Origin of the sequence: Calidithermus chliarophilus DSM 9957 (assembly GCF_000430045.1) — a bacterium.
GTDB classification, from domain to species: Bacteria; Deinococcota; Deinococci; order Deinococcales; family Thermaceae; genus Calidithermus; species Calidithermus chliarophilus.
Map to the genome: position 1 here is coordinate 708,029 of NZ_KE387023.1, position 15,708 is coordinate 723,736.

Sequence of the window (15,708 nt, forward strand, 5' to 3'; positions counted from 1 at the left end):
CGGGAATGCTTGGCTAAGTCCGGCTGCCCACGGCGGCCGGGGGGTTGAGGCAGGCGTGGTAAATCGCTTCGACCTCGGCCGCGACCTGCTCCCAGGTTAAGGCCTGCATGGCCCTCCTTCCGTGAGACCCGAGCTGCTGCCGCAGGGCCGGGTTCTGGCTGAGGTCGCGCAGGGCGCTCTCGAGCGCGGCCTCGTCGCCGGGCGGGACCAGCTTGCCCCCGCCCTGCACCACCTCGGGCAGCCCCCCCACGTTCGAGGCCACCACCGGGCGCTCGCAGGCCAGGGCCTCGGCGGCCACCAGCCCGAAGGGCTCGAGCCACACCGAAGGCACCACCAGCCCGTCGCAGGCGGCGTAGACCGCCGGCATCTCGCCCCCGCCCACCACCCCCAGCCAGTGCACCTGCCCACGGGCCTCGGCGGCGGCGAGGGTGCGGCGCACCTCGAGCTCGTAGGCGGCCTGGGGGTCCTCGCGCTCGAAGCTCTGGCGCCACAGGGCGCTGCCCCCCGCGATCACCAGGTGGGCCTGGGGGATGCGCTCGGCCAGCCGGGCAAAGGCGCGGGCCAGGTGCAGCACGCCCTTCTCCGGCACCACGGCCCCGGCGTAGAGCCAGGTGGGGTCGCCCGCCTTAATCCCCCAGCGCTCGCGCAGCTCGGCGCGCTCGCGGGCGTAGCGGGCGGGGTCGAAGCGCTCGGTGTCCACGGCGTTGTAGACCCGGTGGACGCGCTCGGCGCTCCCCAGGCCCTGCTCGAGCCGCCGCGCCACGAACTGGCTCACCGCCACGAAGGCGTCGCAGTGGCGGGCGACGGCGGCGAGGTCGGCGCCCGCGCCCTCGTGCAGCGGGTCGTGGTGCACGTGCACCACGCGGGCCCGTGCGCGCAGGAAGCGCAGGTAGCTGTAGAGGTGGCCGTGCGCCACGTCGAAGCCCTCGCGCAGCGACAGCAGCACGTAGGGCAGGTGGGCGCGGAAGTCGAGGCCCCGCCAGCGGGCCCAGGGCAGGGGCTTTAGCTGCACCAGCCGCACGCCCTGCCACTCCTGCCGCCAGGCCTCGGGCCCGACGCTCACCACCCACGGCTCGTGCCCGGCCGCCGCCTGCTGGCGGGCAAGCTCGAGCGCCACCCGCACCGCGCCGCTGGCCTGCTCGTGCTCGGGGTCCTTGGGCAGCAGCAATTGCCCCACCAGGTGCAGCACCTTCACGCCGTACCCCCCTGGGCCGGGGCCAGTTCCTGGGCGATGCGCCCCACGTAGCCCAGCTTCCACATCGCCGTCGCGTAGGACGCCGCCGCCAGCACGATGCCCAGCAGCAACCCCACCGCGCCGGGGAACAGGTGCAGCGTCAGCAGCGGGAGCAAGAAAGCGCACACGAAGCCGATGAGCACGACCCGGGCGATCACCCCCCACGGCAGGCCCACCCCGGCCAGGCGCTGCACCAGGAAGTACTTGAGCGCGGCGTAAATCACCTGGGCGACGGTGTTGGCTATGGCCGCCCCCACCGCCCCGTGCTGCGGCACCAGCCACACGCTCAGGGCGATGCCCAGCAGCGAGGTGCCGATGCCGATGGGGAACACCGCCCAGGGGCGGTTGATGGCGTTGAGCGTGAGGCCGTACAGGCCCACCAGGCACATCGGCAGCATCCCGATGAAGAGCACCTGGGCCGGGTGGGCGGCCGCGGCCTTGTCGGCCCCGAAGAGCAGGGCGATGAGCTCAGGCAGCGTCACCAGCCCGCCCAGGCACAGCGGGATGGCGTACACCGCGCTCAGGAGCCCGGCCTGCTGGATCTTGTGGCGGATCGAGGCCCAGTCCCCCTGCCCGAAGCTGCTGGAGATGGCGGGGTAGAAGCTGTTGACCAGCGCCCAGCCGGTCATGAACAGGAGCTGGAAGATGGTGTAGGCCAGGCTGTAGAAGCCGATCTGGGCCTCGGTGGAGTAGCGCTCGAGGAAGAACACCCCCGAGCGCTGGATCATCACCAGCTCGAGCATCCCCATCACCACCAGCGGGAAGCTGAAGGTGAGGTAGTAGCGCACGGTGGCGGGGTTCGGCCACCAGCGGCGCGGGCCGGGCTCGGGCTCCTCCTGCGCCGGGCTCAGCAGCAGCGCCGCGCAGTTAGCCACCGGCAGGGCCAGCGTCAGCAGCAGGTAGCCCGCCACCCCCCAGCCCTGCCAGTAGGCCAGCAACACCAGCAGCACCTGCAAGCCGCTGCCCAGCAGGTTGGCGATGGAGGTGATGCGGTAGTTCTCCCGGCTCCAGAACACCGACGACAGCAGCGAGGCCAGCACCCCCGGCAGGGGCGCGGCCGCCACCACCAGCAGGTAGTAGCGGAAGGGGGGCGCGGCGCCCAGGGCCTTAGCCAGCAGCGCCACGCTCAGCAGCAGGCTCGAGCCCACCAGCACCAGCATGACCCCCCGCCCCAGCGCCCGCGCCTCCCCCACCGCGCCCTGGCCCCGCAGCTCCGCGGCCACCTTGGTCAGGGCCGAGCCGAAGGCCTGGCTGCTCAGGACCGCCACCAGCACGCCCGAGAGCCAGGCGTAGTAGCTGTAGATGCCGAACTCGTGCTCGCTCAGGCTGCGGGCCACGATCACCGAGGTGACCACGCCCACCAGGGCCATGAGCAGGTTGGCGGCGCCGTTCCACAGCCCGTTGCGTACGGCACGGGCGAGGCGGGCAGGAGGGGCGGGCGGGGAAATGTCGTTCATGAAGACCTTGCGTGCGGGGCCCAGCGGGCCGGGAATAGGGAAAAAGGAGTTCAGGCCGGGCTACGGCGGGCCCGGAAGGCCAGGTTCTCGGCGAGCTCCCAGAGCTTGGAGCGGATGCCGCGCGAGAGGGGTAGGTTGGCGATGAAGTGGGCGATGCGGATGCCCAGGCTCGGGTTGGGGTCGAGCCGGGCCGCCTTGACCAGGATCTCTTTGGCCTCTTCCTCCTGGCCGGCCTTGAGCAGGCGCTGGGCCAACGCCAGCATACGGCTGCGGAGGTTGGCGATGCGCTCGCCCTCGAGCTCGGGCGGGCAGCTCTCGGCCGCCGTCTCGAAGATGCGCACCTCCTCGCGCAGCCGGGGGATGATGTTCTTGTCGATGGTGTGGGACTGGGGGTGCTCGCGGAAGTAGGCCAGCTTCTCGGGCAGGTAATACCCGACCGCCCCCCGGTTCATGATGTCGACCCAGAGCATGTAGTCGGGGGCGTAGTTGAAGCCCAGCCGGTAGAGGTGGGGGTAGGGCTTGTGCTGCTCGAAGAGCGAGCGCCGCTGCAGCACGGTCTGGGCGAAGATGTAGTTGTTGCGGTAGAGCTCCTTGAGCGCGCGGTGCTTGCCCGCGGAGGGCAGGTGGGCGAAGAGGTCCATGTACTCGAACAGCGGCTTGCCCTCGGGGTCGACCTTGTAGCCCGCACAGTGCACGAAGGTGAGCTCAGGGTCGGCCTCGGCGATGGCGACGAGCTTGGAGAGCATGTTGGGCTCCCACCAGTCGTCGGCGGGAAGGATGATGACATAGCGGCTGTCGGGGTGCATCAGCTCATAGCAGCGGTTGTAGTTGGGCGTCATGCCGATGTTCTCGGCGTTGCGGTGGTAGCGCACTCGAGGGTCGGCCAGGTACGGCGCCACCACCGCCTGGGTGTCGTCGGTGGAGGCGTTATCGCTGATGATCAGCTCGATGTCCCCCAGGTCCTGCCCGAGTGCACTCTCGATGGAATGCGCGATGAATTTCGCGTAGTTGTAGGTAGGCATCAAGATGCTCACCAAGGGGGCTTTCTTCATAAGCGCCACAACACTCCTCTCAGCCTAGAGCGTAGTCCTTGGCGCGTTAAGCTGCCGTTACCTGCTCCAGCGCACTGTCGCGCGGGGGGAAGCGGGTGTCGGGGGAAGGGGGAAGGGTCCAGGGAGGCCCGTGGCCCGTGGTCTGTCGAGAGTCGAGGGTCGAGGGCCCAGGCGTCTCGCGTCTTGCGTTTGGCGTACGACGTACCACGCAGGAGTACGACCCACCTGCAGCCCCCGTACCTGGCCCGATTATCGATATGTCGGGGTAACGCCCGGCATAACGCGAGCGTGCCCTACGCCTCGGGGAGGACGAGGGCGATGGCCAGGCCGTCGTAGCCCTTCGAGCCCACGGTCTGGATCGCGGTGGCGCTCAGGCGGGGCTCGGCGGCCACCTGCTCGTAGAAGCGGCGGATGCCCTGGACGTTGGGGTCGCGGCTCGAGCCCTCCAGCACCGCCCCTGCGCGCACCACGTTGTCGGCGACGATCAGGCTGCCGGGGCGGGTGAGCTCGAGGGCCCATCGCAGGTACTCGGGGGTGGAGGGCTTGTCGGCGTCGAGGAAGACCAGGTCGAAGGGGCCCGCCCCCTCGTCGGCGAGCCGGGGGAGGGTGTCCAGCGCCCGCCCCAGCCGCACCTCCACCACCCCCGCCAGCCCGGCCCGCTCGAGGTTGGCCCGCGCCACCTCGGCGTGGCGGGGGTCGGCCTCAAGGGTGATCAGGCGCCCGCCCGGGGGCAGCGCCCGCGCCAGCCAGACGGTGCTGTAACCGCCCAGGGTGCCGACCTCGAGGATGAGGCGCGCGCCCTGCAGCCGCGCCAGCAGCCACAGCAGCTTGCCCTGGTTGGGCGCGACGTGGATGGGCGGCAGGCCGGCCGCCGCGCTGGCCTCGAGCACCCCCTCCAGCACGGGGTCGGCAGGCACCAGCCGCTCGGCGATGTAGCGGTCCACCTCGCTCCACAATTCCGGGTCGTGGCTCATGGCGCTTCGCCCCAGCATAAACCGGGCGGGGGTCGGGTGGAAAATGAGAAATACACGCGGGCCGGATGGTCAAAATCGCGAGCGCCGCGCCACACAGTTATGTAAGGTACGGCTGAAGTGGGCGCGCGTGCTCAGACCACAAGCTCGACACCGGCCGCCGCTGTCACGCTGGCGGCGCTGGTAGCCGCGCACCTGCTATGGACGGCGCTCCCGGCCTCCGTCCGCCCGTGGGAATGGTTCGGGAGCGTCGTGCAGCCCCTGATCGGGCTGGTGGTGGTGTGGCTGGTCTGGAGCAGCCGGCCCTACCACCCCCGGCACCTCCACGGGGCCTGGGCGCTGTACGCCCTGAGCCTGTCGACCTGGACGGTGGGCGACCTGCTGTACTACTCCTACGCCCTGGCGGCGGGGGAGGCCCCCTTCCCTTCCTGGGTCGACGGGGTCTACCTGCTGTACGCCCCGCTGCTCCTCGTGGCGATGTTCCAATTCGCCCACCCGCGCCCGGCCCAGTCCTGGGAGCGCCTGCGGCTGCCGCTGGACGTCGGCACGGTGGTGACGGCCATCGGGGCCTACCTCTGGTACTCCCTGCTGGCCCGCACGGCCCAGCCCTACTTCGGCGACCCCCTGGGCCTGGGCGTGACGCTGGCCTACGCCTTCACCGATCTGCTGCTCGTCAGCGTGCTGTTGCTGTTGCTGCTGCGCACCTCGCCCTGGCTGCCGATCCCCACCGCGCTGTGGCTGGGGGTCGGGCTGGTGCTCAACATCGTGGCGGACATCTGGTACACCGCGCTCGAGGCCGTCGAAGCCTACGGCCCCGCCCACCCGGTGGACGTGCTGTACGTGCTGGCCCAGAGCGCCTTCGCCCTGGCGGCCCTGGCCGGCCGGGGTAAGCCCGCCCGTAGCCTGCCCTTCCCCCGGTGGCTGCGCCGCCTCTCCTGGTACCTGCCCTACGTGGCCGTGGCCGCGACCTACGGCCTGGTGGTGCTGGTTTACGGCCGGGACCGGGACGGGGCGACGGGGGCTCTGCTGAGCATGGGGCTGGTGACGCTGCTGGTGATCGTGCGGCAGGTGCTGGCCCTGCGCGAGAACGACCGGCTCAACCAGGCCCTGCGGCTGTCGTCGGAGGAGCTCGAGCTGCGGGCGGCGGCGCTGTCGCACATGGCCCACCACGATCAGCTCACGGGCCTGGCCAACCGCACCCTCTTCGAGGCCCAGCTCAGGGAGGCCATCGCCCGGGCCGAGCGCGAGGGCCACCTGGTCGGGGTGCTCTTCATCGACCTCGACCACTTCAAGGCGGTCAACGACACCCTGGGCCACGACGCAGGCGACGAGTTGCTCGTCGCCGTCGCCCAGCGCATCCGCGCCACGGTGCGGGCCTCCGACACCGTCGCCCGGCTGGGGGGCGACGAGTTCACGGTGGTGCTCAGCCAGCTCCCCGAAGCCAAGGCGGCGGAGCGGGTGGTGTCGAAGCTGCTGGGGGCCCTGTCGGAGCCCTTCGCGGTGGCCGGGCGCTCCCTGTTCGTCACCGGCAGCATCGGCATCGCCCTCTACCCCCGCGACGGCCTCGACCCCTCCACCCTCCAACGCCACGCCGACGCGGCGATGTACCAGGCCAAGGCCGCCGGCCGCAACGGCTTCCGGGTGTTCCGCCCGGAATACACCGCCCAGGCCCTGCAGCGCCTCGAGCTCGAGCAGGACCTGCGCAAGGCGCTGCACCAGGGCGAGCTCGAGGTGCACTACCAGCCGCAGTTCTCCCTCGACGACCGCCGGGTCATCGGCGTGGAGGCCCTGCTGCGCTGGCGGCACCCCAAGCACGGCCTCGTGCCCCCGGCGCGCTTCATCCCCCTGGCCGAGGAGAGCGGCCTGATCGTGCCCATCGGGACCTGGGTGCTGCAGCAGGCCTGCCAGCAGGCCGCCTCCTGGCGGACCCGCGTCGCGGTCAACGTCTCGGCCATCCAGTTCTGCCGCGCCGACTTCGCGGACGCCGTGGCCGCGACCCTGGCCACGACCGGCCTGCCCCCCCAGCAGCTCGAGCTCGAGCTCACCGAGAGCACCGTGATGCGCGACGCCGAGGAGTCGCTGTGCCAGCTCAAGCGCCTGCAGGCGCTGGGCGTGCGCATCGCCATCGACGACTTCGGCACCGGCCACTCCTCGCTCGGGCTGTTGCGCTCCTTGCCCATCGACGCCGTCAAGATCGACCGCTCCTTCGTCGCCGGCCTGCCTGCTTCCGCCAGCAACCTCGCCCTCGTACGCGCCATCCTGACCCTGGCGGAAGCCTTCGGGCTCGAGGTCGTGGCCGAAGGGGTGGAGACCGCGGTCCAGCAAGACACCCTCAGCCAGATGGGCTGCCACTCGGCCCAGGGCTACGCGCTAGCCATGCCGATGCCCGCGGAGGAGATGGGCAGGATTCTCGAGAAGAACAACCCGAAATCCTAGGGCGCTCTGCGGCCCTTCACGAGGAATGGGCTGTAGGGTAGGCCAAGGACTGGCGTCAGGGTCGCTACGGTTGCGTTCGGAATGGTACGTGACGCGAGCGTAGAGCGTGATAAGCTCCCCCGGAAGTGGTTTTAACCAACCGGGCAACAGGACCGGTTCGTCCCCTCTCATACCCGATTCGGTTAGTTCGTCACCGAATGGTGACGCCGCCCCGCCAAGGCGGGGCGGCCGACCGAAGTTATCCGCGTAGCGGAGGGCGGTAGCGCCCCTCGGGAGGGATGCGCTTGCTTCGCCGGCCGTCAGGGAGGGGTGTGCTCTGGGATTCAAAAAGATAGCCCCTGGGTCTCTTTGGTTCGGATGATTATCTTTTTGAATCCGGTATCACGGCGCAATGCCCGAGGGTTACCCGGGGTTGCAGCCTCGTGGTGGATGGTTAAAAGCGAAATCCCCCACTCTGAGAGTGGGGGATCTATATCAAATGGAGCGGGAGACGAGACTCGAACTCGCGACCCCAACCTTGGCAAGGTTGTGCTCTACCGGCTGAGCTACTCCCGCACGCGCGGCGCGGGGCGCTGCGCGGGGCGAAAGAAAAGGAAAAAACCTCTGCGCTGCCCTACTCTCCCGGGCCCCTTCGGGCCGAGTACCATCGGCGCAGGTGCGTTTCACTTCCGTGTTCGGAATGGGGACGGGTGGGACCACACCGCTATGAGCACAGAGGCGTCTGCTGTTGCTGGTTGCGATTACTCACGCCTTGGTCTGTAAAGGTCGGACCGGCGAAAGCGAAGCAGCCGAGAGGGGAGCGGGTATGAGTGCTGAAGAGGTCAAGACCTCGGGCCATTCGCACCGGTCGGCTCCGTGCATTGCTGCACTTCCACCCCCGGCCGATCCACCTGCTGGTCTCGCAGGGCCCTTACCGGATCACTCCGTGGGAAGTCTCATCTCGGGGCGAGTTTCCCGCTTAGATGCTTTCAGCGGTTATCTCTCCCGTACTTGGCTACCCGGCATTTGCCCTTGGAAGGACAGCCGGAAAACCAGCGGTACGTCCACTCCGGTCCTCTCGTACTAGGAGCAGCCCCCCCCAAACTTCCTCCGCCCGTGACGGATAGAGACCGAACTGTCTCACGACGTTCTGAACCCAGCTCGCGTGCCACTTTAATGGGCGAACAGCCCAACCCTTGGGACCTTCTTCAGCCCCAGGATGTGACGAGCCGACATCGAGGTGCCAAACGATTCCGCCGCTATGGACGCTCGGGAATCATCAGCCTGTTATCCCCAGGGTAACTTTTATCCGTTGATCGATGGCCCTTCCACACGGTACCACCGGTTCACTAGGCCCAGCTTTCGCTCCTGTTCGGCTCGCAGGCCTCACAGTCAGGCTCCCTTCTACCCTTGCGCTCACCGCGTGGTTTCCGTCCACGCTGAGGGAACCTTTGGGCGCCTCCGTTACGCTTTGGGAGGCGACCGCCCCAGTCAAACTGCCCATCAAGCACTGTCCCCCGCCCGGGGTTAGGCTCCCGAACAGGCCAGGGTGGTATTTCACCGACGCCTCCCCCCGGCCCGAAAGCCGGGGATCGCAGGCTCCCACCTATCCTACGCAGGCCTGTCCAGAAGCCAATGCCAGACTACAGTAAAGCTCCATGGGGTCTTTTCGTCCTGCCACGGGTAGGCTGCATCTTCACAGCCAGTTCAATTTCACCGAGTCCCTCGTTGAGACAGCGCGCTGATCGTTACGCTTTTCGTGCAGGTCGGAACTTACCCGACAAGGAATTTCGCTACCTTAGGACCGTTATAGTTACGGCCGCCGTTCACTGGGGCTTCGGATCAGGGCTTGCACCCCTCCCCTTGACCTTCCAGCACCGGGCAAGCGTCGCTCCCTATACCTCCACTTACGTGTTCGCAGAGAGCTGAGTTTTTGGTAAACAGTCGCCAGCGCCTATTCACTGCGGCCCCCGTCGCCGGGGGCACCCCTTCTCCCGAAGTTACGGGGCTAGATTGCAAAGTTCCTTAACGAGGGTTCTCTCGCGCGCCTTGGTGCGTTCACACCCACCCACCTGTGTCGGTTTGCGGTACGGGCACTCTTCGGTTATGCTTAGAAGCTTTTCTCGGCTCCGTGGCTTCGGCAGGTTGTCAGCTCGCGCCTTCCCCACCACGCACGGGTAGCGGGCTACGGGTTTGCCTGTAGCCCCCCTTGCGCTTCTGGCCGGGCTCGTCCATGGCTCCGGTCTGCCTAGCCTAGAGCGTCCCTCCGTCGCACCTAGAGTGGGACTGGAGTATTAACCAGTTGTCCGTCGACTACGCCTCTCGGCCTCGCCTTAGGCCCCGCCTAACCCTACGATGACGACCATAACGTAGGAAACCTTGGGTTTACGGCGATGGGGATTCTCACCCCATTTATCGTTACTCATGCCGGCATTCGCACTTCCCGTACCTCCACCACCCCTCGCGGTATGGCTTCGTCGGCATAGGGAACGCTCCCCTACCGGTGCGCTCGCGCGCACCCCGCAGCTTCGGTGTCGGGCTTAAGCCCCGATCATTTTCGGCGCAAGGCCACTCGACCAGTGAGCTATTACGCACTCTCTCAAGGGTGGCTGCTTCTAAGCCAACCTCCTGGCTGTCTGTGCGGCCTCACATCCTTATCCACTTAGCCCGAACTTGGGGACCTTAGCTGGCGGTCTCGGTTGTTCCCGCGCTTGGACATGGATGTTAGCACTCATGCCCTCACTCCCGGACTCCCCTTGCGACCCTTCAGAGTTTGACAGGGTTTGGTAGGCTGGTAGGCCCCCTAGCCCAATCAGTGCTTTACAGGCCGCAATCAGCGTCCGAGGCTGACCCTAAAGTCATTTCGGGGAGAACTAGCTATCTCCTGGATCGGTTAGCTTTTCACTCCTAGACCCAGCTCATCCGAGGGATTTGCATCTCCAACCGGTTCGGCCCTCCACGCGGTGTCACCCGCGCTTCAGCCTGGCCAGGCCTAGCTCTCCAGGTTTCGAGTCTACGCCGACGTACTCGCCGCCCTCTTCGGACTCGCTTTCGCTACGCCTCCGGCTATCGCCTTAAGCTCGCACGCCAACGTAAGTCGCCGGCTCATGCTTCAATAGGCACACCGCAACGCCCGTGTGGCGCCGCGATTGCTTGTAAGCACACGGGTTCAGGTTCTGTTTCACTCCCCTCCCGGGGTTCTTTTCACCTTTCCCTCACGGTACTGCTTCGCTATCGGTCACCCGGAATATTTAGCCTTACGCGGTGGGCCGCGCAGATTCGCCCAGTCTTCCACGAAAACCAGGCTACTCGGGTACGCCCTACTAGTCTCCTCTTTTCGCCTACAGGACTTTCACCCTCTCCGGTCAGCCTTCCCAGGCTGTTCGGCTAAGACTCGACTTCGACATCGGGCGCCCCACGACCCCGGCGTGCACGCACGCCGGTTTAGGCTGCTCCCCTTTCGCTCGCCGCTACTCAGGGAATCGCTTTCGCTTTCTTCTCCTGCCGGTACTTAGATGTTTCAGTTCCCGGCGTTCCCCCCGCTCGCGCGGTACCCCCTGTTCCCAGAGGGTGGGTTCCCCCATTCGGACACCCACGGATCAACGCTCACTACCAACTCCCCGTGGCTTTTCGCAGGTAATCACGTCCTTCGTCGGTTCGGGTGCCAGGGCATCCACCGTGTGCCCTTCCTATCTTGACCCTTCTTCTGCTACACACAGCCCCTCGGCCCCCGCCGGCCCGCGCCCCGTATCCCTACGGCGCCCGCGCCCCTCGGCGGCCCAGGAGCAGTGATGTCATCGCTACTCTCGACTCCTTCGCTTTCAAGGTCCCCGCACCGCCCTCTGGACAGCGCAACGAGTAGATTACCGCTCGCCCTGAGTTATGTCAAGCCTCCCACCCCACGACGCCGGTTACCCCCCTCGTTTTGTGCGCTCAACAACGAAATTTCTTGCCGACGCGGAGCATCACCTTCAGGACATGGAGCCCTCAGACGCCAGCGGTTTGGTAACGATTCTCGTTCTCAAAGGCAATAAATCCGACTGGATTACTTGACATTCAACGGGGGCCTGCCTAGACTGCCCCTTGGTGAGTTGTCGGGGCGGGATCATCTGTACCCGGGCAGCTCGAGAGGAACCGCCATGAAGAACCTGAGAATCGCGATCGTTGCTGCGCTGGCTCTGGGAGCCCTCGCGCAGGCCCAGGGAACCCTGACCATCTACTCCGGGCGCAGCCAAGGGCTCGTCGACCCCCTGGTCAAGCAATTCCAGGCCGAGACCGGCATCAAGGTCAACGTGAAGTACGGCCGCGACGCCGAGCTGCTGGCCGCCCTCCAGGAGGAAGGGGCCCGCAGCCCCGCCGACATCTTCTGGGCCAACACCTCCGGAGCCCTGGGCGCGGCACAGCCCCTGATGATCAAGTTGCCCGCCTCCATCACCAGCAAGCCCAGCGGCTTCATGCCGGGGTCGGGCACCTGGACCCCCCTCTCCATCCGCTTCCGGGTGCTGGCCTACAACACCCAGAAGCTCAAGCCCGAGCAGTTCCCCCAGTCGGTGATGGAGCTGCCCCAGCAGACCCAGCTCAAGGGCCGCATCGGCTGGACCCCTACCTACTCCAGCTTCCAGGACTTCATCGCCGCCATGATCCTGGTCCACGGCGAGGCCAAGACCAAGGAGTGGCTCGAGGGCATGAAGCGGCTCGAGCCCAAGGTCTACCCCTCCAACCCGCCCATGATGGAGGCCATCCGGGCCGGTGAGATCGATGTGGCCCTGACCAACCACTACTACATCCAGCGCTTCGTCAAGGCCGGCTACCCCATCGGCACCTACTACTTCGCCAAGGGCGACGTGGGCAGCCTGGCGCTGGTGACCGGCGCGGGCATCCTCAAGAGCAGCAAGAACGTGGCCAACTCCACCCGCTTCCTGATCTGGCTGCTCTCCCCCAAGGCCCAGCAGTTCTTCCCCGGCGAGCTCTTCGAGTACCCGGTGACCAAGGGGGCCATCCTGCCCACCACCCTCAACCCCCTCGACGACATCCTCGCCCGCAGCCCCAAGATCGACTTCGAGAAGCTCCAGCTCGACAACGCCCTCAAAGTGCTGCGCGAAGCCGGGCTGCTTTAAACCCCTGATTGCCGATCGTCCCGATCGGGTGCCGGAGGCGGAGGGCGAGCGTGCCCTCCGCCTCCAATTGGCGCCCGGGCGGTTCGGGTATCGTGGAGGCTCATGGAACGGGAAACCGCACCCACCCTTTCCCCCCTGCCGACGGCCGAGCTGCTCGAGCTCATCCGCCGGCGCCGCAGCGTCAAGCAGAACCTGCTGCGCCCCGACCCCGTCCCGCGGGAGTGCGTGGAGCAGATGCTCGAGGCCGCCAACTGGGCCCCCAACCACGGGGGGAGCGAGCCCTGGCGCTTCACGGTCTTCGCCGGGGAGACCCGGCGGGCGCTGGGCGAGACCTTCGCCCGGTCCTACCGGCTGGGCATCGACCCTGCCAAGCACAGCCCCCAGGCCGAGCAGGCCCAGCTCGAGCGGGTCTGGCTGGCGCCGGTGTGGATCTCCATCGGGATGCAGCCCGGCGGGCGCCACCCCGAGTGGGAAGAGGTCGCCGCCGTGGGGGCCGCGGTGCACGCGGCGCAGCTGGTCGCGGCCAGCCGGGGCCTGGCCGCGTTCTGGACCTCGGGCATGCCGGTGCTGCACGAGAACACCGCGCGCTTCGTGGGGCTCGAGGCCCCCGCCCGCCTGCTGGGCTTCCTCTACGTGGGCTACCCGGCCATCCCCTGGCCCGAGGGCGTGCGGGGCGACTGGCGCGAGAAGGTCGCCTGGCGCTGGGGGTGAGCCCCGCTTATTGCGAACGATTCGCAGTGTGTTTTTTGCCCCGAAACCCTAGCGGAAAACTAGGATAAACTCATCAGGCTGTGGTGCGCGCCAGCCGCCGGCCCATCCCCTGGCACTTCCTAATCCCCGCCCTGATCGCGGGGGCCGGGGTCTTGCTGCCGCTGGCCTACCTGGGGGTGCGGGCCCTCGAGGCCGACCCCCGCACCCTGGCCGAGCTGGTGCTGCGCGAGCGCAACCTGCGGCTGCTGCTCAACACCGTGGCCCTGCTGGTCGGGGTCTTGCTGGGCACCGCCCTGCTGGCGCTGCCCCTGGCCTGGCTCACCACCCGCAGCGACCTGCGCGGCAAGCGCTTCTGGACGGTGCTCCTGACCCTGCCGCTGGCGGTGCCCGGCTTCGTGGGGGCCTACGCCCTGCTGGGCGCGACCGGGCCGAGCGGGATGCTCGAGGCCGTCCTGGGCATCGACTGGCCCCGCCCCTGGGGCTACTGGGGGGCCTGGGGGGTGCTGGTGCTCTTCACCTACCCCTACCTCTTCCTCAACCTCAGGGCCGGGCTGCTGGGCCTGGACCCCAGCCTCGAGGAGGCCGCCCAGAGCCTGGGTTACCGGCGGATGGAGGTCTTCCTCAAGGTGGTGCTGCCCCAACTGCGCCCCGCCTTCTACGCCGGGGGGCTGCTGGTGGGGCTGCACGTGCTGGGCGACTTCGGCGTGGTCAGCCTGATGCGCTACGAGACCTTCAGCTACGCCATCTACCTGCAGTACTCCGCCTCCTTCGACCGCGTCTACGCCGCCTGGCTCTCGCTGATGCTCATCGGGCTCACCGGGGGGTTGCTGTGGCTCGAGTCGCGCCTGCTCTCGGGGCTCAGCTTTTCGCGGGTGGGGCTGGGCAGCGCCCGGCTGGCGCGCCCGGTGCCGCTGGGGCCCTGGCGCTGGCTGAGCTACCCGCTGCTGCTGGTCCCGGTGGTGGGCGCGCTGCTCATCCCCCTGGCTACCATGCTCTACTGGGCGCTGCGCTTCCCCTACGAGAACCGGGTGTCGGTGACCGAGGCCCTGGCCAACTCGGCCCAGGCCGCCGCGCCCGCCGCGCTGGTGGCGGTGCTGCTGGCCCTGCCCCTGGCCTACTTGGGGGTGCGCTTCCCCTCCCCCTTCTCCCGGCTCCTCGAGCGCACCGCCTACCTGGGCTACGCCACCCCGCCCCTGGCCTTCGCCCTGGCCCTGATCTTCTTCAGCCTGCGCGGGGTGCCCTTCCTCTACCAGACCCTGGCCCTGCTGGTGCTGGCCTACGCCCTGCACTTCATGGCCGAGGCCATCGGGCCCATGCGCAGCGCGCTCTACCAGGCCCCGCCGCGGCTGGAGGAGGCCGCGCGCAACCTGGGCTTCGGCCCCCTCCAGGCCTTCCTCAAGGCCACCTTCCCGCTCTTGTGGCGGGGGGTGCTCGCCAGCTTAGCCCTGGTCTTCCTCTCCTCGGTCAAGGAGCTGCCACTGACCTTCCTGCTGGCGCCGGTGGGCTACAGCACCCTCGCCACCCAGATCTGGGCCTACACCTCCGAGGCCATGTATGCTGAGGCAGCCCCCTACGCCCTGCTGATCGTGCTCTTCTCGGCCTGCTTCGTCGGGCTCTTGATCTCCCAGGAACGCCGCCGATGATCGAAACCGCCCCCAACCCCCAGACCCCCGCCCAGGCCCTCGAGCCCGTCCTGCGCGTCGAAGGGCTGACCAAGCGCTTCCACCCCTCGATCCCCGCGGTCGTGGACCACGTGAGCTTCGGGGTGGCCCCCGGCGAGATCTTCGCCCTGCTGGGCCCTTCGGGCTGCGGCAAGACCACCACCCTGCGGCTCATCGCCGGCTTCGAGCGCCCCGACGGCGGGCAGGTCTGGCTGGGCGGGGAGAACCTGACCCACCGCCCGCCCGAGAAGCGCGGCATCGGCTTCGTCTTCCAGGACTACGCGCTCTTTCCCCACCTCAGCGTGTTCGAGAACGTGGCCTTCGGGCTGCGCAACCTGAGCCCGGCCCGGCGGCGGGAGCGGGTCGAGGAGGTGCTGAGCCTGGTCGGCCTCACCGTCTTCCGCGACCGGCGGCCCCACGAGCTCTCGGGCGGGCAGCAGCAGCGGGTGGCGCTGGCCCGCGCCATCGCGCCCGGCCCCAAGGTGGTCTTGCTCGACGAGCCCTTCAGCAGCCTCGACGCCGGGCTGCGCCAGGCCACGCGCGACGAGGTGCGCGAGCTGCTCAAGCGCTCGGGCATCGGCGCGGTGCTGGTGACGCACGACCAGGAGGAGGCCCTCTCCTTCGCCGAGCGCCTGGCGGTGATGCGGGCGGGGAGCCTCGAGCAGGTCGGCACCCCCGAGGAGGTTTACGCCCGTCCCCGCACCCCCTTCGTCGCCCAGTTCCTGGGTCGCACCAACCTGATCCCCGGCGAGGCCCACGGCATCGAGGCCGAGACCCCCTTGGGCTCGGTCCGGCTGGCCGAGGGCGCCCTCGGCCCCGTGCTGCTCTCGCTGCGCCCCGAAGCCCTGGCGCTCGAGCCCGGCGGCGAGGGCGTGGTGATGAGCCGCGAGTTCAAGGGCCACGACCTCACCTACCGCGTCCGGCTCGCGGGCCGCGACTACGTGGTGCAGGCCGACCCCCACTGCCCCTGCCGGCCCGGGGACAAAGTGCGCCTCGAGGCGCGCGACCCGGCGGTGGTGGTCGGGCGGAGCGGCGGGGAAGCCTGACCTGGGGTCGGTCGCCGGTAGCCGAAGGCCGCAGGCGAGAAGCG

At 68.4% G+C, this 15,708-nt stretch carries 9 protein-coding genes, 1 tRNA gene and 2 rRNA genes; 5 read left to right on the forward strand and 7 right to left on the reverse strand.

The annotated features are described in order from the left end of the window. Positions 1-13: 13 nt before the first annotated feature. The 4 genes from MEICH_RS0103445 to MEICH_RS0103460 all read right to left on the reverse strand — a co-directional run bounded on the left by MEICH_RS0103445 (position 14) and on the right by MEICH_RS0103460 (position 4,717). The gene (locus MEICH_RS0103445; RefSeq protein WP_027891452.1) at positions 14-1,195 is read right to left on the reverse strand and encodes a glycosyltransferase family 4 protein; all 1,182 of its coding nucleotides are present in this window, start codon (positions 1,193-1,195) and stop codon (positions 14-16) included. Then, positions 1,192-2,691 carry a flippase gene (locus MEICH_RS0103450; RefSeq protein WP_027891453.1) on the reverse strand — a complete coding sequence of 500 codons (1,500 nt, stop codon included), beginning with the start codon at positions 2,689-2,691 and terminating at the stop codon, positions 1,192-1,194. The genes MEICH_RS0103445 and MEICH_RS0103450 overlap by 4 nt, the downstream gene beginning before the upstream one ends. Positions 2,692-2,741: 50 nt before the next feature. After that, the gene (locus MEICH_RS26860; protein ID WP_051303881.1) at positions 2,742-3,743 is read right to left on the reverse strand and encodes a glycosyltransferase family 2 protein; all 1,002 of its coding nucleotides are present in this window, start codon (positions 3,741-3,743) and stop codon (positions 2,742-2,744) included. 293 nt (positions 3,744-4,036) lie between these two features. Continuing rightward, a complete protein-coding gene (locus MEICH_RS0103460; RefSeq protein WP_027891454.1) occupies positions 4,037-4,717 on the reverse strand; it encodes an O-methyltransferase in 681 nt (226 codons plus the stop codon). A 249-nt stretch (positions 4,718-4,966) separates the two neighbouring features. Between MEICH_RS0103460 and MEICH_RS23445 the strand changes: the two genes are divergently transcribed. Beyond that, on the forward strand, positions 4,967-7,150 hold the full coding sequence (locus MEICH_RS23445) for a putative bifunctional diguanylate cyclase/phosphodiesterase (RefSeq protein WP_051303882.1): 2,184 nt from the start codon (positions 4,967-4,969) through the stop codon (positions 7,148-7,150). Between the two features lie 479 nt (positions 7,151-7,629). Here MEICH_RS23445 and MEICH_RS0103470 read toward each other — a convergent pair. The 3 genes from MEICH_RS0103470 to MEICH_RS0103480 form a co-directional block, all read right to left on the reverse strand. Beyond that, positions 7,630-7,705 (reverse strand) — tRNA-Gly (locus MEICH_RS0103470). A 45-nt stretch (positions 7,706-7,750) separates the two neighbouring features. Next, positions 7,751-7,867: ribosomal RNA gene (gene rrf, locus MEICH_RS0103475) — 5S ribosomal RNA — on the reverse strand. 100 nt (positions 7,868-7,967) lie between these two features. Further along, positions 7,968-10,829: ribosomal RNA gene (locus tag MEICH_RS0103480) — 23S ribosomal RNA — on the reverse strand. Between the two features lie 439 nt (positions 10,830-11,268). Between MEICH_RS0103480 and MEICH_RS0103485 the strand changes: the two genes are divergently transcribed. The 4 genes from MEICH_RS0103485 to MEICH_RS0103500 all read left to right on the forward strand — a co-directional run bounded on the left by MEICH_RS0103485 (position 11,269) and on the right by MEICH_RS0103500 (position 15,664). After that, the gene (locus MEICH_RS0103485) at positions 11,269-12,246 is read left to right on the forward strand and encodes an iron ABC transporter substrate-binding protein (protein ID WP_027891455.1); all 978 of its coding nucleotides are present in this window, start codon (positions 11,269-11,271) and stop codon (positions 12,244-12,246) included. 102 nt (positions 12,247-12,348) lie between these two features. After that, entirely contained in the window at positions 12,349-12,957 is a 609-nt protein-coding gene (locus tag MEICH_RS0103490) for a nitroreductase family protein (protein WP_027891456.1), read from the forward strand. An 80-nt stretch (positions 12,958-13,037) separates the two neighbouring features. Next, positions 13,038-14,600: an ABC transporter permease gene (locus tag MEICH_RS0103495; protein ID WP_157202596.1), complete on the forward strand. Its 1,563-nt coding sequence runs from the start codon at positions 13,038-13,040 to the stop codon at positions 14,598-14,600. Beyond that, positions 14,597-15,664, forward strand: coding sequence for an ABC transporter ATP-binding protein (locus tag MEICH_RS0103500; protein ID WP_027891458.1), 1,068 nt, complete (start codon positions 14,597-14,599; stop codon positions 15,662-15,664). The genes MEICH_RS0103495 and MEICH_RS0103500 overlap by 4 nt, the downstream gene beginning before the upstream one ends. Positions 15,665-15,708: the final 44 nt, after the last annotated feature.